This is a genomic window from Acinetobacter sp. MD2(2019) (assembly GCF_035615615.1).
GTDB lineage: Bacteria > Pseudomonadota > Gammaproteobacteria > Pseudomonadales > Moraxellaceae > Acinetobacter.
In genome coordinates this window covers 70,342-91,415 of the sequence record NZ_VTDU01000008.1, presented here as the reverse complement: position 1 = coordinate 91,415, position 21,074 = coordinate 70,342, and the positions used below count along the sequence as shown (strand labels likewise).

Below are 21,074 nucleotides of genomic sequence, written 5' to 3'. Positions count from 1 at the left end.
TGAATGATGGAACCAGCAGCAGTGATTGCGCAAATGCGACAATTAATTCAAATCATTGCACAACATAACCATGCTTATTATGTAATGGATCAACCCAGCATTACAGACAGTGAGTATGATCAACTGTTTCATCAGTTAAAAGCATTAGAAGCTGAACATCCAGACTTGGTTCAGGCCGATACGCCAACCTTACGTGTGGGTGGCAAAGCGCTAGCGAAATTTGAAACGCTGACCCATGCCGTGCCAATGTTATCGCTTGGAAATGTGTTTAATCAGGACGATTTATTTGCCTTTGCGCGCCGTGTTGAAGAACGATTACCGAACCAACAAGTCAATTACGATGTTGAATTAAAGTTAGATGGTTTGGCCATTTCGCTATGGTACGAACGTGGCGTGTTAATTCGTGGCGTAACCCGTGGCGATGGCGAAATGGGTGAGGATATTACCCAAAATGTGAAAACTATTCGTAATTTACCCAAAGTTTTATCGAGCGCCAAGCATACTATTCCCGACCTTTTAGAAGTACGCGGTGAAGTGCTGATTCCAAAGTCGGGTTTTGAGCGCTTAAATGCCGAGCAAGCGGCTAAAGGCGATAAAACCTTTGCCAATCCACGCAATGCCGCAGCAGGCAGTTTAAGACAGCTTGACCCTGAAATTGCTGCTTCTCGTCCATTGGCATTTTATGCTTACGGCATTGCACAATGCCAACCGCACCACGGTTTAACAACCATGCATGACAGTTTGCATTGGTTGACCCAATTCGGCTTTTCGATTGCCGAACGTCAATTTTTATGTCAAACAATTCAAGAGGTTCAACAACGCTATGAACAAATTCAACAAGAACGCCCCAATTTAGCGGTTGAAATTGATGGCATGGTGATTAAAGTCGATGACTTAAAACAGCAACAACAATTAGGCTTTTTAAGCCGTGAACCACGCTGGGCAACGGCTTATAAATTTCCTGCTGAAATTGCCTTAACCACAGTTGAAAATATTGACTGGCAAGTCGGGCGTACTGGAATTTTAACGCCTGTTGCACGTTTAAAACCTGTTTTGGTGGGGGGCGTGACTGTATCCAACGTGACTTTGCATAATATTGGCGAAATTCATCGTTTAGATATTCACATTAAAGATCAAGTCAGCGTCTACCGCAGTGGCGATGTGATTCCCAAAGTCGAGCGCGTTTGGGCCAACATGCGCCCTGAAGATGCCATTGCAGTGTATTTGCCAAGTACTTGTCCCGTTTGTGATTCGCCGGTGGTCATACCTGAAGGTGAGGCTTTGGCGCGTTGTTCTGGTGGATTATATTGTGCGGCACAACGTATTGAAGCGATTCGGCATTTCGTTTCGCGTAAAGCCATGGACATTGAAGGCTTGGGCGATCGCTGGGCAGAATCGCTGTTACACTTAAATTTATTAAAGGATGTTTCCGATATTTATCAATTACATCAACACCGAGCAACTTTGTTAGGTGTGGAAAAAATGGGTGAAAAGTCGGTACAAAATTTAATTGATGCTATTGAAGGAAGTAAGAAAACCACCTTAGCGCGCTTCATTTATGCGTTGGGCATTCGAGGGGTTGGCGAAACCACAGCACGCATGTTGGCCAATACCTTTCAAACTTTGGACGCATTACGCCAAGCCAATATGGATGAATTAAAGAAAACCCCCGATGTTGGCGATATTACCGCAGAATGGATTGTGGATTTCTTTCAAGCGCAACATAATATTGAAGTGGTCGATCGTTTATTGGCCGCAGGCATTGAATGGGATGTACCAATTGCACCGAGTCGACAACCGTTTAATGGCGAAAGTTGGGTGCTCACAGGCACATTGTCGGAGCTAACTCGAGATCAGGCAACGCAAATGTTACAAGCGTTGGGTGCGCGGGTGAGTGGCAGTGTTTCAAGCAAGACCAAATGCGTGGTTGCAGGTGAAAAGGCAGGTTCTAAATTAGAAAAAGCTGAAAAATTGGGCATTGCGGTTTTATCTGAGGCTGAATTTATTGCTTTAATGCATGAACATGGGCAAACGATTTAAATCGGCTAACCGTTTTAGTTACAAAAAAGAAATCTTACTCTTTTTTATAAACGATTGAAAAAATAAGCGCTTAAATTGACTTAAGCGCTTATTTTTTATTTAAAAAGCCCCAAAGTGAATTGATAATGGGTATGGTTATCATTTTAATTTGATAAAAATCATGGACTTAATCTATATTTGCTTTTGCAATATGCAATAAAACCAAGCATAATATGCACATTAGAACAGGAGAAGAATTATGCGTGGTAATCCAGAAGTCATTGACTATCTTAATATGCTAATTGGTGGCGAACTGGCTGCTCGTGATCAATATCTTATTCACTCTCGCATGTACGAAGATTGGGGATTAAGTAAGATTTTTGAACGCATTGACCATGAAATGCAAGAAGAAGCGGATCATGCCGATGCGATTATCCGCCGCGTGTTGTTCCTTGAAGGTACACCAAACATGAACCGTGAAGACATTAATGTTGGAACGGATGTTGTTAGCTGTTTAAAAGCAGATTTGGCACTTGAATATGACGTACGTGCTAAATTGGCAAAAGGCATTCAACTGTGTGAAGAAAAAGGCGATTTCATTAGTCGTGATATGTTGCGCCAACAATTGTCTGATACAGAAGAAGACCATACCTATTGGTTAGAAAAACAAATTCGTTTAATTGAATTAATTGGTTTAGCAAATTACATCCAATCGCAAATGTAATTCGTGTTTAAACCCCAAAAGGCAGTACCTAAAATGGTACTGCCTTTTTTTATGGCTGCAATTTTTGCTTTAAAAAACTAAAGAATGGCATGAACGATATTTTTTATAAAAATAAGCGATTTGAATGGCTTAGGTTTTATCTTCACGGGTATAGTTTTCTAAAAGTGCCAGCGCATCGGATAAGGCATTGTGTGGATTTTTTGAGACGATGATTGAATTTTGATTGGTCGGTTTCCATATTTGCATGGTTAATGGCGGTGTTTGAATACATTGTCCGGGCTGGGTCATCAACGCATTTAAAAATAAAGCGATGTCTTCAGGCCAATCGGCAATAATATGAATAGAATCATAGTTAAATAAAAAAGCCTGCAATTTCGCCTGAAAATCTAAATAATTGATAGGCTCTTGATTTAATTTTGGAATTACATTGTCTTTCACCCAAGGAATTGGTTCATTGCAGGCTAAAACTTCGTAAAAATAGTTTTTGTTTGTGTCCACTAATGCAAGCGAGATGAGTGGCCCATTAAATCCATTAAACTCACAATCTAAAAATAGCTTCATTGCGTGCAAAATATCCTGATATGAAACGTACTTGAAGTCAATTAAAACAGCATGATGTCATTCTGCATAGTTATCCTGCGACATTCATTTAGATTCTTGCATTATGAATCTGAAACTTGGCGATTTGGCTGATAAAAAATAGTAAATTTTCATAAAAAAAGCTAAGCTAGCGCCAAATTTTAGGACATTTACCATGGCATTAAAAGCAACCATTTATAAAGCAGATTTGAATATTGCAAATATGGATACGCATCAATACGCGGACTACCAACTAACCATGGCTTTACATCCTTCAGAAACCATTGAACGCTTAATGGTGCGGATCTTAGCATTTTCACGCTTTGCCAATGCGTCGCTTGAATTTACCAAAGACTTGTTCGAAACCGATGAACCGGCTTTATGGGAAAAAGATTTAACTGGTCAACTCGAGCAGTGGATTGAAGTGGGCTGTCCCGATGAAGATAAAGTCAAAAAAGCCAGTTCGCGTTGTCCCAAAGTGGCCGTTATTAGCTATGGCGGTGCGGTAGATGAATGGTATAAACGCAGTAGTAAGCTGAAAACGCTTAAAAATGTAGAAGTTTGGCGTATCTCTGAAAAAACCAGTCAAGAGATTGAAAGCCTGTGCGCAAGAACCATGCAGCTTCAGTTAAATGTGATGGATGGTGAATGGAGCTTAATTGGCGACAATGGACAAGCCAGCATTGAATGGGAACAATTACAGTAACCCATACATCATCAAGTGGGAGAACTGCTTGATGATGCCTACAATTTATTTAAGCGTTGCTAACTTTTGAATGTCATCTAACACTTGCTTGGCATGGGTTTGCGTGTCGACACTACTATAGTGATAGACAATGACACCTTTTGGGTCGATTAAAAAACTTTCTCGTTTTGCAAATTGCATAAAACCTAAATTTCGCACAATTCCAAATTGGTTCGCCAATGTTCGTTGTGGGTCGGCCAAAATAGGAAAGGGTAAATCAAGTTTTGTAGAAAATTTTTGATGAGATTGCACATCGTCCAAACTGACCCCAAGTACCACAGCAGCATGCTGTAAAAATTGTGGATACAGCGCTTTAAACTGTTTGGCTTCTTCGGTGCATCCGGGTGAATTATCTTTAGGATAAAAATACAGCACCACCCATTTGCCCTGATACTGGCTAAGTTGATGCCAATTTCCTTTTTGATCTTGCAGCTTAAATGCCGGTGCTTTTTGTCCCATCCATTGTTTTTGTGCATTATTTTCTGTCATTAACGCGGTAGTATTGGCATGAGTATCGGTGATACCTACTGTTAAAAGCGCCAAACAAATGAATGGGCGTAATCGTGATAAAACATGCATGATCAAGGCTCTATGCAAGATAATTGAGCTTCATTTTACCCACAAATTTGCCTTTATGCTCAACGGAAATCGATAAGCATAAAGTCAAATAAAGGCAAAAATTGCCAAAAAAATTATAAATAATCTAAGCCAATATCTAAATAACGCGCGCTATGGGTGACATAGCCTAGTGCCAAGAAGTCGACTCCTGTTTCTGCAATCGCCACGGCTGTTTCAGGATGAATACCGCCTGACGCCTCAGTTTTTGCCTGACCTTTACACATAGCAACTGCGGTTGTGAGTTGATCGAGCGACATGTTGTCCAGCAAGACCAAAGAAACACCTTCTTTTAACACACGTTCTAATTGTTCTAGCGTATCGACTTCAACTTCAATGGGAATTAAGTGGCCTGCGTAGTCTTTGGCCCGCTGAATGGTTAAAGTAATATCGCCACCGGCCAGCGCAATATGATTGTCTTTAATTAAAATAGCATCGTCTAAACCCATTCGATGATTGCGTCCACCACCGACGCGAACGGCATATTTTTGAATATCACGTAATCCTGGGATGGTTTTTCGCGTGCAGGTAAGTCTCGCTTGGGTATGTGCAAAACTACTTTGAATGTGGTGAGTGGTGGTTGAAATACCACTTAAATGGGTTAAAAAGTTAAGCGCGGTACGTTCAGCACTTAAAATTGCCCGTGCATTGCCTTGAATGCTGGCAATAATATCGCCTGCGTGTAATGCGTCACCATCTTGCAGATGCGCTGAAAATGCAATATTGCGATCCATCTGTAAAAAAGAGAGTCGGGCAAAATCAATGCCGCATAAAATACCGGTTTCACGTGCCACAATGTGTAATTGCGTATTTTGCTGCGCATCAACGACCGCTTCAGAGGTAATGTCACCTCTGCGACCTAAATCTTCCCTTAATGCAGATTGAACCAGAGGCAAAATTAAAACCTCTGCTAATGCATATTGCATGGCGAGCTCTCCAATATATACTCAAGTGGAGTATATATTGTGAAATGTTCACTAGGCAAATGTTAATTATTAACCGTAGGAAACTTATAGCCTGACAGTAAGCTTTCTTGTAGCACATCCGATTTAAAGCGATACAATTGCGCTGGGCGGCCACGTTCGGGTGTGGATTCTTTGCCTGTGGCTTCAACCAAATTCTGATTGTTGATTAAGCGGCGGAAATTTTGTTTATGTAATTCAACACCATTTAACGCTTCAATACTTTGTTGTAGTTGGAATAAGGTGAATTCAGGAGGCATTAATTCAAAAATAACTGGGCGATATTGCATTTTTGCTCTTAAGCGCGACATGGCGGTTGCCAACACTCGCCGATGATGATTTTGCATTTCTTTGCCCACAATACTTGGCGGGAGTCGATCATCAAAAAAAGGTGACTCTGGAATTAACCCAACTTCATACATCAGTTCATAACGAAGCAGGGTATTTTCTTCATGCCATGTAAAACCGTCCCGTGCCCAACATAAATTCATACGCTGTTGGCGCATATGCCGAATGCGAGTTGACGGGGCTGAATCGACCCAATTTTGAATGTGTGGCAGAATTTGTTCGATGATGTGCTGCGAACGTCCTTGTCTTAAATCTTCCCACGGGAAATAGTCATACCAATCTTGCCATTTGGCATCTAAATTTAAGCTGTGCTCATCCGCTTCTTTTACTAAGCCTAAATAACTAATATAAACAACATGATGACCTATTTTTTTTGAACGGTTAATATCCACAAACGTATATAACTGCTCCATATAACCTAGCGGTTGTTCGGTTTGTTGTTGCACCCATGTTCGTGCGCCCGCTTGTAGTGAGTGATGAATGGGCGTGAGAGGGCCATGAGGGAGTAGGGACGCGTCTTGAATAGTTAACACCCGAGCCGAAAAGTCGGTCACAGCAATCAGCACAGCAACCAGTTCTGTTGCGGTTTCTTTGGAATAATTAAGCCCTAAATCTGCTTGTGGCTGCATGTGTCGTCTAATCTTTATGGATGTCATTTTACATTGTATGCAAAACCGATCACAAAGCAAAAAATAGCGTGTGGATTGATGCCATATTTCATACAGCTTGCATATTTAATAAGCAATTTTTATATATTCAAAATAAATAGATTCAGTACATCACTCATCACCCATTTTTCTGCTTTTATGTAGCACAAAATAAACACGGATTGGGTTTTATTTACAGAGCTTGGTTTTAATCTCCGATTAAAAAATATTGAAAATGAAGCCATTAAGCTATTTTTGCTCAAGGTGAGCAAAAATAGCTTGTTTTTATATGCTCGCTATGAGCATAATTAAAAAAAGACACGGTTTAGGATTAACCATGAAGGAACATTTCGCCCATTTCCCATATGAAAAACCTAGCTTGGCCTTTATGCAGGCACATGTGGCCGATGCCGAGCAAATTCAAAACTTGAATGCTTGTACATTGCATGAAGCTTGGGCAAAAGTTCCCGAAAAGCTTGATTGTGCCAGTATTCAGCGTTATCAAGATGAAATTACCGCACTGCTTAAACAACAGCGAGCTGTCATGGTGGCGCATTATTATGTCGAGCCTGAATTACAAGATTTGGCCTTAGCCACAGGCGGTATGGTGGGCGATTCTCTTGAAATGGCGCGGTTTTGTAAGGAGCATGATGCGCAAACCTTGTTGGTGGCAGGGGTGCGCTTTATGGGCGAAACAGCAAAAATTTTAAGCCCAGAAAAAACCGTGTTAATGCCAGATTTGGCAGCAACGTGTTCTTTAGATTTAGGCTGTCCGGCCACTGAATTTAAGCAGTTTTGCGATCAACATCCAGAACGTACCGTTGTGGTATATGCCAATACCAGTGCAGAGGTGAAAGCGCATGCCGATTGGGTGGTGACTTCATCTATAGCAATTGAAATTGTTGAATATTTAAAACAAAAAGGCGAAAAAATTATTTGGGGGCCGGACCGCCATTTAGGTGAATATATTCAGCAAAAAACCGGTGCAGATATGCTGTTATGGCAAGGCTCATGTATTGTGCATAACGAATTTAAAGCCATTGAATTGCAACATTTAAAACAACAACATCCAGAGGCATTGGTGTTGGTACATCCTGAATCGCCTGCTGAAGTGGTGGCTTTGGCCGATGTAGTCGGTTCAACCAGTAAGCTATTAAATGCGGTTAAACAACGTCCAGAAGCGGCATTTATTGTTGCGACCGATCAGGGCATTTTGCATGAAATGAAAAAACATGCACCGCATCAACAATTTTATGCTGCGCCAACCGCAGGCCATGGTGCAACGTGTAAATCGTGTGCATTTTGCCCGTGGATGGCAATGAATGGTTTAGCGGCATGTGTAGCTGCATTAAAGCATCAAGATCAACAAATTCATTTAAGCGCCGCATTGGTTGAAAAAGCCAAACAACCCATTTTAAAAATGTTGAATTTCGCAGCAGCGTATAAAGGCTATCAACAACAGCAAGGTTTAGCCAAAGAATTGGTGATGTTTAAAGATTGGTTGGCAGAGCAGCATGAACACCATTCAGCATTATGATGTTTTAATTATTGGGGCGGGGCTAGCAGGTTTAACTGTTGCTTTATCTTTGCCTAGCCACTTAAAAATTGCCATTGTGGCTAAAGCCGATTTAAATACTTGCGCGAGTTATTTGGCACAAGGCGGCATTGCCGCAGTTTTAGATGCAGACGACAGCTTTGCCCAGCATATTGAAGATACTTTAATTGCAGGCGCAGGGTTGTGTGATGTACAGCAGGTTGAAAAGATCTTACACGATGCCCCGCAATCCATTGATTGGCTAATTCAGCAAGGTGTCACTTTTACCTGTCAGGATAATCAACAACTGCATTTAACCCGTGAAGGCGGTCATGGTCAGCGCCGAGTGGCTCATGTTGCCGATTACACCGGATATGAAATTACATCTACGTTACAACAGCGACTTAAACAGCAGTTTAATGTGACCTGTTTAACCGAGCATGATGTTAAAACATTGTGGGTTGAACAAGGGCAATGCAAGGGTGCGGTGTTGATTAATGCTCATCAACAGCTTAGTACCATTGCAGCACAACATACTATTTTAGCCACTGGTGGGCTTGGGCAATTGTTTGCTTTAACCACCAATCCAGTGACAGCAACCGGCGATGGCGTAGCATTGGCGTGGCAAGCCGGTTGCCGAGTGGCGAATTTAGAATTTATTCAGTTCCATCCAACCGCGCTGGCTTTGCCGAATGCAGATGGTTTTTTAATTTCAGAAGCTTTACGCGGTGAAGGAGGCATTTTAAGAGATCATCAAGGGCGGCGTTTTATGCCTGAGTACGATGTGCGTGCGGAACTTGCACCTCGAGATATTGTGGCGCGCGCCATTGCCAATGAGCTGCAAAAAAATCCAAGCGTGTATTTGGATATGACGCATTTATCAGCAGAATTTATTCAACATCATTTTCCGGCTATTTATCAACATTGTTTAAGTTTGGGCTTAGATATTTGCAGCCAGCAAATTCCCGTTGCGCCTGCTGCACATTATGCCTGTGGTGGGGTATTTAGTGATGCCGATGGTCGAAGTGATGTGGTGAATTTGTATGTGGTTGGCGAAGTTGCCTGCACAGGGCTGCATGGTGCCAATCGGCTTGCGAGTAATTCTTTACTCGAATGTGTGGTGGTTGGGCGGCGTATCGCCCAGTTAATTTGTCAACCCACCGAATGGCAAGTACCTCACGCTAGCGCACACAGCATTCAACTACAGTTTCATCCGCTTGCGCCATTCCAATATAATCAGTCATTTTCATTCGCGCAGTTACAGCAACGTATGAGTCAATGTTTTGGAATTCAGCGGAACTTTGCGGATATGCAGCAGTTGTATCAGCAGTTATTGTATTGGCGGCAGCAATGTATTGCACAGCAGGAATGCGTGCCGCATGGGTTATATACCGCCTTGCTGATGCTAAAAAGTGCGTTGCAGCGCCATGAAAGTCGTGGAACGCATTTTAATCAGGATTGTCCTGATTTAAGCGAGCAGATACAAATGACCATCATTGATGGACAGAGCATCTTATCAGCTAGATGTGCAGATTTGGTTTAAATGCCACGCTCCATTTTATTGGCATAAATGGCTTCAATGGTATCGACCAAAGTACGGGTGGTTTGGTCAATTTCATAATTTAAAAAATCGCCTTGCTGCACAAATTGTAAATTGGTTAAACGTAGCGTTTCTGGAATTAAATCGACTGAAATTTGATGTGTGGTTTTATCGACATGATTCACTGTTAAACTACAGCCGTGTAAGCCAATAAAGCCTTTTAAAAAGAAATAGCGCATTTTTTCGGGCGGAATGGCTAAATCTAAATGTAAGGTTGCACCGTTGTGAATAGCTTGTTTAACTTCGGCCATGCCTTCAATATGCCCGTATAGTTGATGCCCCCCATTTTCCATTCCCATTTTAAAGGAACGTTCAATATTCACCTGTTGTTCGGGTTTAAGCTGTGCCAACGTGGTGATTTGTTGCGTGGTGTCGGCAACATCAAAGCTGACCCAGCTGAAGTCGTTTGCAATTTCGGTTACGGTTAAACATGTGCCATCAATGGCGACACTGGCACCAATAAAAACATCATTTAAAAAGCCTTTGCTGTTGCTGACAAAAATGGTGCGATACCCATTTTTAGTTTCAATGTTTTGAATTTTTTCAGTGCCTAAAACAATGCCTGTATACATGTGCAGATTTTCTAAACCAAAGAATATGCTGCATTATAAGCCGCTTTTACCTGAAAGTCTGTCTGTCATCAAAAGGTAAAAAAGGCGTCATCATGTTGTCAAAAAAGCGGATTAATTTAAGCCTAATTTCTGTTTGAGCTTAACGTTAAAATGAAGGCAAAAATATCTGTAGCAATTATGCTTGGGGCGAGTGTATTGGGTTCGGCGGCAGTAAATGCACAGCCCAAAGATTCTTTTTTAACTGCGGCACAAGCCCCAGATAGCTTGCAAATTTTGCCTGCACCACCGGCATATGACAGTGTTGATTTTTTGCGCGACAAAGCTGCGTATGATCAGGCACGAAGCCTTGTTGGTACTGCACGTTGGAAGCAAGCCGCCGATGATGCAGATTTATCCGATGCCAATATTGGTCAACCTTTTTCGCAAGCATTTGGTATAGAAATTTCTGAAAAAAACACCCCAATCACTTACGATGTATTAAAAAAACTGCGTACAGACAGTGGCAATTACGCCACAAAAGCTGCCAAAGAGCACTATATGCGCTTACGACCTTTTGTGTTTTTTAATAGCCATTCGTGTACCCCTAATGATGAAGCCAATTTAAGCAAAAATGGTTCATATCCTTCAGGGCATACCACCATTGGTTGGTCAAGTGCATTGATTTTGGCAGAAATTCGCCCAGATCGCCAAAATGAAATTTTAAAACGTGGCTATGAATTTGGGCAAAGTCGCGTCATTTGTGGAATGCATTGGCAAAGTGATGTAGACGCAGGGCGTATAACCGGTGCTGCTGAAGTAGCACGTTTGCATGCCGATGCCCAATTTATGCAACAACTCGATGCAGCCAAACGCGAAATTCAAAATAAACTCAAATAATTGATCCCTGCTTTTGTAATGATGCGATAGAAGCACGGTTTAAATTTGGCAGATCTTGCACATAGTGAAAATTCACATTGGCGTATACTGCTAAGCTTAAATTTTGAATGGATGACACACATGTCCAAGCGTATATTGCTGATTACAGGGTGGGGCGTAGGCATTGCGCCGTTGCAGGCGTTGCAAACGGCATTGCAGCAACAAGGGCATTGTGTTGAACTCATGGATATTTTTGATGCACAGCAGCCTGACGCATTACAAAAAGCTGTGCAGCAGGCGCAGTTGGCCGATATTCTAATAGGGTGGTCATTGGGTGGGCAGTTGGCACTTTTGCTGGCGCACACCTTATGGCAACGGTTTCAACAAGCAAAACCTGTAATTTGTTTGGCAAGCAATCCTTGTTTTGTGGCCAATGTAACATGGCCACATGCCATGCCTGAAAATGAATTTCATCGGTTTAAACAACAATTTTTAAATAACCCTGCGGCGACCTTAAAGCAGTTTTATTTAAACATTTGCACAGGTCAGCCAGCATTAAAACAAAACTGGTCATTTTTATTAACCCATGCCAATCCGCCGCAAAAAATAGAATTAATCCAAGGATTATTGCAACTTCAGTCGCTCCATTTGTGCGATATTTTACGTACATATCCAGCACCGATTCATTTTGTTTTTGCCGAGCAAGACACACTGGTTCCAAGCAAAGTTCAGCAAAATATTTTACAAATCGCCACAAAAAACGTTAGCGTGCAGCTTTTAGAAAATGCTGGACATAGTTTTCCTGTGTTTGATATCCAGCAAACTTTGCAAGCAATTGACACTTTTTTATAAGTCCTGATTTTTTGACTGATCTGGCAATAGAATCTATTGAAAAAACACCTTACTATGCAGTCCATTGTGTAAAAACGGACTGATGTAACATGGTCGATCAATTCGATGCGCAGCATTTATGGCATCCTTATACTTCAATGCTGAATCCATTGCCGACATTTAAGGTTAAACAGGCATATGGCTCTACCATTGAATTAGAAGATGGTAGAACGTTGATCGATGGCATGTCATCTTGGTGGTGTGCAATCCATGGGTATAATCATCCTGAATTAAACCAAGCCGTAACCGACCAATTAACCCGTATGTCGCATATTATGTTTGGTGGTTTAACGCATGACCCTGCCATTGAACTGGGTAAATTGCTTTTAAGTATTACACCACCACAACTGCAAAAAATCTTCTATGCCGACTCCGGTTCAGTTGCTGTGGAAGTGGCTTTAAAAATGGCGGTGCAATATTGGAATGCCCAAGGCAAAAAAGAAAAAACCAATTTTGTCAGTACACGTTCGGGCTACCATGGCGATACGTGGAATGCGATGTCGGTGTGCGACCCTGTAACTGGCATGCATCAAATTTTTGGTTCCTGTTTACCGGTTCGTTATTTTGTGGCAGCACCGCAAAGCCGTTTTGATGGCGCGTGGAATCCACAAGATATATTTGAATTAGAACAATTACTTAAAGATAAGCACGAGCAGCTTGCAGCATTTATCATTGAGCCGATTGTGCAGGGGGCCGGTGGCATGCGTTTTTATCATCCTGAATATTTGCGCCAAGTGAAACGTTTGTGTGAAAAATATCAGTTATTGGTCATTTTTGATGAAATTGCCACAGGTTTTGGTCGCACAGGTAAACTGTTTGCGTGGGAACATGCGCAAGTTGAACCAGATATTATGTGCATTGGCAAAGCCTTAACCGGTGGTTATCTCACGCTGTCTGCAACATTAACCACCACCGAGGTTGCCGAAACAATTTCCCGTGGTGAAGCAGGCGTGTTTATGCACGGCCCAACTTTTATGGCGAATCCCTTAGCGTGTGCAGTTGCGCATCGCAGTACCCAGTTGTTACTGGCACAAAACTGGCAGCAGCGAATTCGCGACATTGAAACGCAGTTAACTAAGGCTTTAACTCCGCTGGCCGATCTTGCGCACGTGGCCGATGTTCGGGTACTTGGTGCAATTGGTGTGGTTGAACTGAACCATGCGGTAGACATGGCGCAGTTACAGCAAGAATTTGTGCAACGTGGCATTTGGGTGCGCCCATTTGGAAAATTGGTTTATGTAATGCCGCCGTATATTATTCTAGAAGATGAGCTTGATACCTTATTAATGCAGTTAATTGCTGTGGTTTCACAACTTAAAGGAGGCGCGTGATATGGCTTTGCTTGACCATTATGCAGCAGCGCTTGCACAGCTCAAACAACAAGGTAATTATCGGCAATTTACCGACAATACTCAGTTTGAAAAAATGATCTGTGTCGATGGACAACAAATGCTGAATTTGTCATCCAATGATTATTTGGGTTTAGCAAATCAGCAAGAATTACGCACGCAATTTTTTCAACAGCTGCCGATGCACAAACGACAGTTAACCACATCATCATCGCGGTTGCTGACGGGCAATTATCCAGAATATAGCGCTTTAGAGCAGAGTTTATCGCAGGCTTTTTTAGGACGTAGTGCCTTGTTATTTAACAGCGGCTACCACATGAATATTGGCATTTTGCCAGCGCTTGCCGACAGCAAAACCTTAATTTTGGCAGATAAACTGATTCATGCCAGTATGATTGATGGCATTCGATTAAGCAGCGCCAAATATGTGCGTTATCGCCACAACGACTTAAGCCATTTGCAGCAATTAATTGAAAAATATCATGATGATGCGGCATTTGAACGGATTATTGTGGTCACCGAAAGTATTTTTAGTATGGATGGCGATGAAACTGATTTAGCCGCGTTGGCAGCCATTAAAGCGCAATTTGCCAAAGTTATGCTCTATGTCGATGAGGCGCATGCCATTGGCGTGCGCGGCGAAAAAGGTTTGGGCTGTGCTGAACAATACGCAGTGATTGATCAGATCGACTTTTTAGTGGGGACGTTTGGTAAAGCCATTGCTTCAATGGGGGGATATTTAATTTGCGATGAAATTATTAAAGCCTATTTAATTAACAGCATGCGTCCGTTAATTTTTAGTACGGCACTGCCACCCATCAATATTGCATGGACACAATTTATCTTTGAACACATGCAAACGATGCACGCACAGCGTCAACATTTACAGCACATGAGCCAATACTTACAGCAGCAAATTACCGCTTTGGGGTATAGTAGTCCTTCAACCAGTCATTTAGTGCCGATAGTGATTAGCGAGAGTCGCCGTGCGGTGGAAAAAGCCAAAGCATTGCAAGCCGAAGGGTTTTATATTATGCCCGTGCGTCCACCAACGGTTCCACAAAACAGTGCGCGGCTTAGAGTGTCTTTAAATGCACAGATTACGCAAAATGAGTTACAACAGCTTGTAAGTAGACTGGTTTAAGTATGCATATTGATAAAAGCAAAGTTCAGCAACGGTTTGCCAGAGCAAAATATAGCTATACCGAACAGGCGATTGCACAGCAACAGATTTGCCAGCATTTGTCTGCCTTAATACAGCAATACTGCCCAACACCGCTAAAAAAGGTGTTTGAAATTGGCTGTGGTTCAGGCAATTTAACGCATTTATTGCTGCCGCAATTGCAAATTGAGCAGTATATTGTGAATGATTTATATCCGGCGGTGATGGAATTCTTCAAACACGATGCCAATGTGGATTTTTGTTTGGGCGATGCTGAAACCATTGTTTATCCTAAACAATTAACGGCAATTGTTTCTAGCTCTGCGTTACAGTGGATGCAAGATTTAAACCATGTTTTTGCTAAAATTCATCAGGCATTGCATAGTCAGGGGTGGTTTTGTTTTTCCATTTTTGGCCCAGAAAATTTAAAAGAAATTAAGGCACTCACAGGGCAAGGTTTAAGCTACCATTCTGCCGAGCAAATCACCACCTTGCTGCAACAGCAAGGCTTTGAGGTTTTGCACACCGAACAGCATAGTATTCAGCTTATGTTTAGTCATCCTTTACGGGTACTCAAGCATTTAAAAGCAACGGGCGTAACCGCAAGCTCACACCATTTTGTGTGGACCAAACAACGCTTAAAGCAGTTTGATCAAGACTACGCGCAGTTTAGTCAAATTAACGATCAGGGCGTGTCTTATTATCCTTTAACGTACCATCCCATTTATATTATTGCGCGGAGAACAGTATGACGGCTCAGGTTTATTTCGTCAGTGGGATTGATACAGGCATCGGTAAAACCTATGCCACCGGTTATTTAGCCAAACAACAACTCGCCCAAGGGCAAAAAGTCATTACCCAAAAATTAATTCAAACTGGTAATTTAGAAACGTCAGAAGATATCGAGCAGCATCGGCAGATTATGGGTTCGGGGTGGTTTACAGAAGATCACAGCAAACTTACCATGCCTGAAATTTTTACTTATCCTGCATCGCCCCATTTATCTGCGCGTTTAGATGGACGTACAGTAAATTTTAATAAAATTACCGAAGCCACCAAGCAACTGGCCGCAAATTTTGACGTGGTTTTTTTAGAAGGTGCGGGTGGTTTAATGGTGCCTTTAACGGAAGAAATCCTCACGATTGATTATATTCAGCAGCAGAATTTCCCCGTTATTTTAGTGACATCGGGGCGTTTGGGCAGTATTAACCACACCTTACTTAGCTTAGAGGCAATCAAAGCGCGTAATATTCAATTACATGCGCTGGCGTATAACTTAAACGATGAATCCGAAGATACAATTATTTCAACAGATACACAGCGTTATTTGAAACAGTATTTATCGATGCATTTTCCAACTGCACATTGGCTGGATATTCCCAAAATTGATGCTAATGCACAAAAAAATGCCTCTTAAAAAAGAGGCATTTTTTATACTATTTTAACGGTGATTGTCGCGTTTGAAGCCAAACGGACTGCGTTGTCCACCTTGACGTTCTTGGCGCTCACCACGTTCTTGACGTTGAGGTGCGCGTTGTTGTGGTTGAGATTGTTCTTCATTGTCACGACGTTGTTGACGTAAGAAGCCACCACGACGTGCAGCCATTGGCTTTTCCGTCATTTTTTCTGCACGACGTTTTGCCATACCAAACAAACCAGTACCTTGACGTGGTTTTAACTCAACCAATTTGGTGAGGTTGTCAATTTCTTGCTTGTCGAGCTCAGTCCAACGACCAGTACGTAGTTCACGTGGTAAAATCACTGAACCATAACGGGTACGCAGTAAACGGCTAACTTTTAAACCTTGCGATTCAAATAAACGACGCACTTCACGGTTACGACCTTCTTTAACCACCACTTGATACCAACGGTTAATCCCTTCGCCACCTAAGTCAGATAACGACTCAAATTTAGCAGGACCATCATCTAAAGTGACACCGTTAATTAAGGTTCTGCGCATTTGTGGCGTTAATTCACCCATCACACGGACTGCGTATTCACGTTCTACTTCATTCGATGGATGCATTAAGCGGTTAGCCATTTCACCATCGTTAGTAAATAACAATAAACCTGTACTGTTAATATCTAAACGTCCCACCATCACCCAGCGGTCATTGGCAATTTGTGGTAAATTATCAAATACGGTTGGGCGTTGTTCAGGATCATTACGTGAACAAATTTCACCTTCAGGCTTATAATAAACCAATACGCGACGACGAATTTCATCTTCAATTTGGAATTGAACCTTACGGCCATCGATACGCAGTTCGTCGGTAGGTTCAATACGTTCGCCCACTTGGGCAATTTTACCGTTGACACTCACACGTCCAGCGGCAATCACTTCTTCCATATAACGACGAGAACCTAGTCCTATACGGGCAAGTACCTTTTGTAGTTTTTCACTCATGACAGTAAACCTTAGAATTAATCAATCAACAGTCCACCTATTCACGACTTTGGTGCATTGGCATCAAGTGTCATGAAAGCTTCCTTGGCATCCTGTAGGGGAGGCAGTTGGTTTAAAGATGACAAACCAAAAGCATTTAAAAAATGGGGAGTTGTGACCAGCAAGGCGGGTCTTCCCGGGAGTTCACGGAAACCAGATTCTTTAATCCAGTTCCAGTCGAATAAAGTACGTAAAATTTGACTATTATTGCTCACGCCTCGAATCTGTTCGATATCGGCACGTGTTACCGGTTGATGGTAAGCAACCACAGCAATGGTTTCAAGTAACGATGGCGACAGCTTGGTTGGGCGTTCCGGCCAAGTTTGACGAATCATATCGCGGTATTTGCTACGCACTTGAAAGCGAAAACCTTGTGCTGTTTCAATCAGTTCAATGGAACGGCCGTGTTGCAATACAGCTAACTGCTGTAAATATTGGCGTAGCTGCTGTTTATTATATTGGTTTTGAAAGGCTTCTTTCAAGCGTGCAATTGAAACAGGCGCATCGCTTGCAAAAATAATCGCTTCAAGTTGCATAAGAACTTCGTGATGTAAGTCATCAACGGCCATTGGCATAGAATCAAGCGTCATGTGCTGTCCCTCGAATAGATAAAGGTGCCTCTTGACCTGTGCCAACAATGTGTAGTTTTTGTTGGCGTGTTAATTCAAGCACCGCCATAAATGTCACCACCATGCCCATTTTACCTTGTGCAGGATTGAGCAGGCTTTGAAAGTCTAGAATTTGTCCAGAGGCGGCCATGGCTTCAATATGAGCAATGCGTTCTTCAAGCAGTACTGGTTCTTGCTGCACTTGATGAATAACCGGTTCAGGTCGATTAAAAATACAAAATAAGGCATCGCGAAGGCTTGCGGCATCGTAACCTTCATACACGCTATGATCTTGCCCAAACTGAACTTGGGTATTAAAGGTATCTCGTTCTAAAATTGGCAATTGCCCTAAACGTTCTGCGGCTTGTTTAATGCGTAAATAGGTTTCTAAACGATCAATTAATTCCTGTTTAGGATCTTTTTCAAGTTGCACACTTGCTGGTTTTGGCAGTAAAAGTCGCGATTTTAAATCGGCCAGTAAGGCAGCCATCACCATATAATCGGCTGTTAGTTCAATATTAAACGATTTCATTGCATCCATATACGCAAGGTACTGGGTCGCAATCGGGGCAATATCGAGTTGTAATAAATCGAATCCATTTTTTTGAATTAAATAGATTAAAAAGTCCAATGGCCCTTCAAATTGTTCCAAAAGGATTTGAAAGGCAGCAGGGGGAATATATAAATCTTCAGGTACATCTTGCTGCCACTCATCTAAAATACGAATATTCGATAAAGCGACCGCTTCAGCGTCGATATTTTGATTCATTACACTATTTATGCCACGCGAATTTTCAAAAGCATGAAAAACCAACTTAAGCGTTTTAAGTTGAGGAGATAAAAAAATAAGTCGCATATACTAAGCGATTTCAATGCAGAATGAAATAAAGATCATCTGGATTTCGGATAAAAGCGCATAATCTGTTTAAAACCAATACAGATGGTTTGAAAAATTATTCGAATGCACTTACATCGCCAACGCCATGTCGTATCACGCTTGGATGATCGCCCGATAAATCGACAATACTGGTGGTGCTAAGTGTGCCAAAACCGCCATCAATAAATACATCAATCCGTTTACCCAATTGCATTTCAATTTCGTAAGGATCATCTAACGGATCTTCATGATTCGGTAAAATTAAGGTACTGGTGAGTAACGGTTCGCCTAATTCTTTGAGCAGCATTTGGCAAATGGGGTTGTTGGGAACGCGTAGCCCAATCGTTTTCTTTTTCGGGTGCATCAGCCGTTTGGGCACTTCACTGGTCGCGGTCAAAATAAAAGTGGTTACTGCAGGTGTATTGGCTTTGAGCAGTCGATAGGTGGCATTATCGACTTTGGCAAAGGTGGCAATGTCGGATAAATCGCTACATAAAATCGCATATTGATGTTTATTGCCTAAATTACGAATTTGAGCAATTCGCTCCATCGCAGCTTTATTCCCAATTTGACAGCCAATCGCGTAGGCCGCATCGGTAGGGTAAACCACTACATCGCCAGCACGAATGCGTTCTACTGCTTGTTGGATGAGTCTCGGTTGCGGGTTGTCAGGATGAATTCTTAAATGAAGCATAATCATTGTTCTCCGTAGCTGCCTGAGATTTATACATATTATGAGCGTGTTGCGTGCCTTGTACAAATTTTTAACTGGCCCACGGGCGAACTTAATCTAACATTTCACGTTTAAATTCTGTTGCCTGTAAACTTTTGCCATTGCGTGTGCATAGGCAAATGCACTGAATAAAGCGCGTGGCATCGGGTGGTAAAGATGCATTGCCTGCAAAAAAAGCCTGAACTTTGTTAAATACCGCATCTTTAAATTGATGACCGTTGCCGCCTTCACCAGTTAAATTATCCAGCGAGACACGAAAGTTGCGGCCAAAAGCGGTGGCAAATAACCATTCAATGGCTTGCGGTTTGACTTCCACTTGTTCAAATAATTGTTGCTGTTCTTTCGTGCGGCCATCGGGTGCATACCAATAGCCTAAGTCAGGTTGTAAGCGGCGTTTGGACCCAGCAATGGTCCAATGACTAATTTCATGCAGCGCGCTATTAAAAAAACCATGCGCAAATTGAATTTTTGCAGGTTCATTTGCTGTCGCTGGAAAATATTCAGGTTCGTGCTCACCTTTGAACAAAATAACATTATGGTGGGAAAACCACGCATTAAAGTGTAAGATAAGCCAATCTACTTGGTTCTCTTCAGAAATAGCCTCTGACCACAGCGCACGTTGTACTTGGTCTAGGCCGATGTTTGGGTCCCAAATAGGTAGGGTGTGAACAAGTGATGACGTGTTAACTTTCGGTTGCGGCTGCAACAATTGCATGACTTATTTACCCAATGGTTCTGTCTTAAAGTGCAAAATTGTATCTTAAACTTTGACAGAGTTCAGATGAATTTGTAGAATTGCCGCCTTAATTATGTCAGCTAATACCTTTCCGGCACAAATTGAGCCGTTTAAATGGGCTGAACAAGGCTATACATGGTCAGGAACACTGCCCCTGTCACGCTTTGCTCGAATTGCTCGTGAAGCAGTTGGATCGATTGATGATCAATCGGTTCAGGTAAATTGTAAACTATCAATGGACGCGTATTATCGTGTCGTATGGTTGGATGCACACGTAGAAACACAACTTCCGATGGAATGCCAACGTTGTTTGGATACTGTCGAGATAGAACTGGTTTCAGACGTTCATTTGGCCCTCGTCGATGATGAATCACTGATAGAGCGCTTGGATGAGGATGCTGATTTCATCGTATTAGGTGAAAATGAGACATCAACAAAAGGCTCGTATGAACAAGCTGCTACTGTTGATTTACTCACTTTACTTGAAGATGAGTTATTATTGTTGGTGCCATTATCTCCTAAACATCAAGTTTGTGAGCATAAGCATCAACCGACCGAACAGGACATTGTTGAAGAAAAACGGGATAATCCGTTTGATATTTTGACAAGCTTAAAAGGTAAACTAAACTCATAAAGTATGTTATACTTTTGAGTTAGGGTAACTGAAATTGTTCTGATCCATTTTTTCGATTTTTGTAAGGAGCCATCATGGCCGTTCAGCAAAACCGTAAAAGTCGCTCTCGCCGTGACATGCGCCGTTCACATGACGCTTTAACCGAGAATGCATTAACTGTAGACCAAGCTACTGGTGAAACTCATCGTCGTCACCATGTAACTAAAGACGGTATCTACCGTGGTCGTCAATTATTCGCTAAAGCATCTGCTGAATAATTGAAGTGCATTAAAGTTTTCTTTAATGTAAAAGGGGAGCGAAAGCTCCCTTTTTTTGTGCCCAAAAAAAGATGTTAGAAAAAATGTATCTAAAAATGTTGTCGTATTTGGCAATTAAAATGTAAAAAAAATAATGTTAAATTGCTGCTCCAAACTTCAATAGAAGACTAAAAAGGATTCT

At 41.9% G+C, this 21,074-nt stretch carries 23 protein-coding genes; 13 read left to right on the top strand and 10 right to left on the bottom strand.

What is annotated here, in order from left to right; all coding sequences use genetic code 11:
- Positions 1 to 6: 6 nt before the first annotated feature.
- Entirely contained in the window at positions 7 to 2,040 is a 2,034-nt protein-coding gene (gene ligA / locus I2F62_RS06320) for an NAD-dependent DNA ligase LigA (RefSeq protein WP_324626197.1), read from the top strand.
- Between the two features lie 238 nt (positions 2,041 to 2,278).
- On the top strand, positions 2,279 to 2,743 hold the full coding sequence (gene ftn / locus I2F62_RS06315) for a heteropolymeric bacterioferritin subunit Ftn (RefSeq protein ID WP_324626172.1): 465 nt from the start codon (positions 2,279 to 2,281) through the stop codon (positions 2,741 to 2,743).
- A gap of 129 nt (positions 2,744 to 2,872) precedes the next feature.
- On the opposite strand, the gene I2F62_RS06310 is transcribed toward ftn, so the two are convergent.
- Positions 2,873 to 3,304 carry a hypothetical protein gene (locus I2F62_RS06310; RefSeq protein WP_324626171.1) on the bottom strand — a complete coding sequence of 144 codons (432 nt, stop codon included), beginning with the start codon at positions 3,302 to 3,304 and terminating at the stop codon, positions 2,873 to 2,875.
- A gap of 193 nt (positions 3,305 to 3,497) precedes the next feature.
- Between I2F62_RS06310 and I2F62_RS06305 the strand changes: the two genes are divergently transcribed.
- Positions 3,498 to 4,028, top strand: a complete 531-nt coding sequence (locus I2F62_RS06305; protein ID WP_324626170.1) for a YaeQ family protein — start codon at positions 3,498 to 3,500, stop codon at positions 4,026 to 4,028.
- 45 nt (positions 4,029 to 4,073) lie between these two features.
- Here the strand turns inward: I2F62_RS06305 and I2F62_RS06300 are convergent, their stop codons facing one another.
- From I2F62_RS06300 to I2F62_RS06290, 3 genes are all read right to left on the bottom strand, one after another.
- Positions 4,074 to 4,556 (bottom strand): peroxiredoxin, encoded by a 483-nt coding sequence (locus I2F62_RS06300; protein WP_324626196.1) that lies wholly within the window; start codon positions 4,554 to 4,556, stop codon positions 4,074 to 4,076.
- Between the two features lie 203 nt (positions 4,557 to 4,759).
- Entirely contained in the window at positions 4,760 to 5,608 is an 849-nt protein-coding gene (gene nadC, locus I2F62_RS06295; RefSeq protein ID WP_324626169.1) for a carboxylating nicotinate-nucleotide diphosphorylase, read from the bottom strand.
- Positions 5,609 to 5,670: 62 nt separating this feature from the next.
- Entirely contained in the window at positions 5,671 to 6,621 is a 951-nt protein-coding gene (locus tag I2F62_RS06290) for an NUDIX hydrolase (RefSeq protein WP_324626168.1), read from the bottom strand.
- Between the two features lie 406 nt (positions 6,622 to 7,027).
- Between I2F62_RS06290 and nadA the strand changes: the two genes are divergently transcribed.
- Together nadA and nadB are read left to right on the top strand one after the other, a co-directional pair.
- On the top strand, positions 7,028 to 8,176 hold the full coding sequence (nadA, locus tag I2F62_RS06285; RefSeq protein WP_324626195.1) for a quinolinate synthase NadA: 1,149 nt from the start codon (positions 7,028 to 7,030) through the stop codon (positions 8,174 to 8,176).
- Entirely contained in the window at positions 8,154 to 9,716 is a 1,563-nt protein-coding gene (gene nadB / locus I2F62_RS06280) for an L-aspartate oxidase (RefSeq protein WP_324626167.1), read from the top strand. Before nadA ends, nadB begins: the two co-directional genes overlap by 23 nt.
- Here the strand turns inward: nadB and I2F62_RS06275 are convergent.
- Positions 9,713 to 10,345: a riboflavin synthase subunit alpha gene (locus I2F62_RS06275; RefSeq protein ID WP_324626166.1), complete on the bottom strand. Its 633-nt coding sequence runs from the start codon at positions 10,343 to 10,345 to the stop codon at positions 9,713 to 9,715. The genes nadB and I2F62_RS06275 overlap by 4 nt on opposite strands.
- A 150-nt stretch (positions 10,346 to 10,495) precedes the next feature.
- Here I2F62_RS06275 and I2F62_RS06270 point away from each other — a divergent pair, with 150 nt between their 5' ends.
- The 6 genes from I2F62_RS06270 (at position 10,496) to bioD (ending at position 16,019) form a co-directional block, all read left to right on the top strand.
- Positions 10,496 to 11,221 carry a phosphatase PAP2 family protein gene (locus I2F62_RS06270; protein ID WP_324626165.1) on the top strand — a complete coding sequence of 242 codons (726 nt, stop codon included), beginning with the start codon at positions 10,496 to 10,498 and terminating at the stop codon, positions 11,219 to 11,221.
- Positions 11,222 to 11,341: 120 nt separating this feature from the next.
- The gene (locus I2F62_RS06265) at positions 11,342 to 12,052 is read left to right on the top strand and encodes an alpha/beta fold hydrolase (RefSeq protein ID WP_324626164.1); all 711 of its coding nucleotides are present in this window, start codon (positions 11,342 to 11,344) and stop codon (positions 12,050 to 12,052) included.
- Between the two features lie 89 nt (positions 12,053 to 12,141).
- Positions 12,142 to 13,422, top strand: coding sequence for an adenosylmethionine--8-amino-7-oxononanoate transaminase (bioA, locus tag I2F62_RS06260; RefSeq protein WP_324626163.1), 1,281 nt, complete (start codon positions 12,142 to 12,144; stop codon positions 13,420 to 13,422).
- 1 nt (position 13,423) lies between these two features.
- Entirely contained in the window at positions 13,424 to 14,584 is a 1,161-nt protein-coding gene (locus tag I2F62_RS06255; RefSeq protein ID WP_324626162.1) for an 8-amino-7-oxononanoate synthase, read from the top strand.
- A gap of 2 nt (positions 14,585 to 14,586) precedes the next feature.
- Positions 14,587 to 15,354, top strand: coding sequence for a malonyl-ACP O-methyltransferase BioC (gene bioC / locus I2F62_RS06250; protein WP_324626161.1), 768 nt, complete (start codon positions 14,587 to 14,589; stop codon positions 15,352 to 15,354).
- Entirely contained in the window at positions 15,351 to 16,019 is a 669-nt protein-coding gene (gene bioD / locus I2F62_RS06245; RefSeq protein WP_324626160.1) for a dethiobiotin synthase, read from the top strand. The genes bioC and bioD overlap by 4 nt, the downstream gene beginning before the upstream one ends.
- Positions 16,020 to 16,043: 24 nt before the next feature.
- On the opposite strand, the gene rluB is transcribed toward bioD, so the two are convergent.
- The 5 genes from rluB to I2F62_RS06220 all read right to left on the bottom strand — a co-directional run bounded on the left by rluB (position 16,044) and on the right by I2F62_RS06220 (position 19,981).
- The gene (gene rluB, locus I2F62_RS06240) at positions 16,044 to 17,009 is read right to left on the bottom strand and encodes a 23S rRNA pseudouridine(2605) synthase RluB (protein WP_324626159.1); all 966 of its coding nucleotides are present in this window, start codon (positions 17,007 to 17,009) and stop codon (positions 16,044 to 16,046) included.
- A gap of 41 nt (positions 17,010 to 17,050) precedes the next feature.
- Positions 17,051 to 17,638, bottom strand: coding sequence for an SMC-Scp complex subunit ScpB (gene scpB / locus I2F62_RS06235; RefSeq protein ID WP_324626158.1), 588 nt, complete (start codon positions 17,636 to 17,638; stop codon positions 17,051 to 17,053).
- A complete protein-coding gene (locus tag I2F62_RS06230; RefSeq protein ID WP_324626157.1) occupies positions 17,628 to 18,425 on the bottom strand; it encodes a segregation and condensation protein A in 798 nt (265 codons plus the stop codon). The genes scpB and I2F62_RS06230 overlap by 11 nt, the downstream gene beginning before the upstream one ends.
- Before the next feature lie 184 nt (positions 18,426 to 18,609).
- A complete protein-coding gene (locus I2F62_RS06225; protein ID WP_324626194.1) occupies positions 18,610 to 19,227 on the bottom strand; it encodes an L-threonylcarbamoyladenylate synthase in 618 nt (205 codons plus the stop codon).
- A 91-nt stretch (positions 19,228 to 19,318) separates the two neighbouring features.
- The gene (locus I2F62_RS06220; protein WP_324626156.1) at positions 19,319 to 19,981 is read right to left on the bottom strand and encodes an elongation factor P hydroxylase; all 663 of its coding nucleotides are present in this window, start codon (positions 19,979 to 19,981) and stop codon (positions 19,319 to 19,321) included.
- Positions 19,982 to 20,075: 94 nt separating this feature from the next.
- Here I2F62_RS06220 and I2F62_RS06215 point away from each other — a divergent pair, with 94 nt between their 5' ends.
- Together I2F62_RS06215 and rpmF are read left to right on the top strand one after the other, a co-directional pair.
- Positions 20,076 to 20,636 (top strand): YceD family protein, encoded by a 561-nt coding sequence (locus tag I2F62_RS06215; RefSeq protein WP_324626155.1) that lies wholly within the window; start codon positions 20,076 to 20,078, stop codon positions 20,634 to 20,636.
- A gap of 74 nt (positions 20,637 to 20,710) precedes the next feature.
- The gene (gene rpmF / locus I2F62_RS06210; protein WP_086213569.1) at positions 20,711 to 20,893 is read left to right on the top strand and encodes a 50S ribosomal protein L32; all 183 of its coding nucleotides are present in this window, start codon (positions 20,711 to 20,713) and stop codon (positions 20,891 to 20,893) included.
- Positions 20,894 to 21,074: the final 181 nt, after the last annotated feature.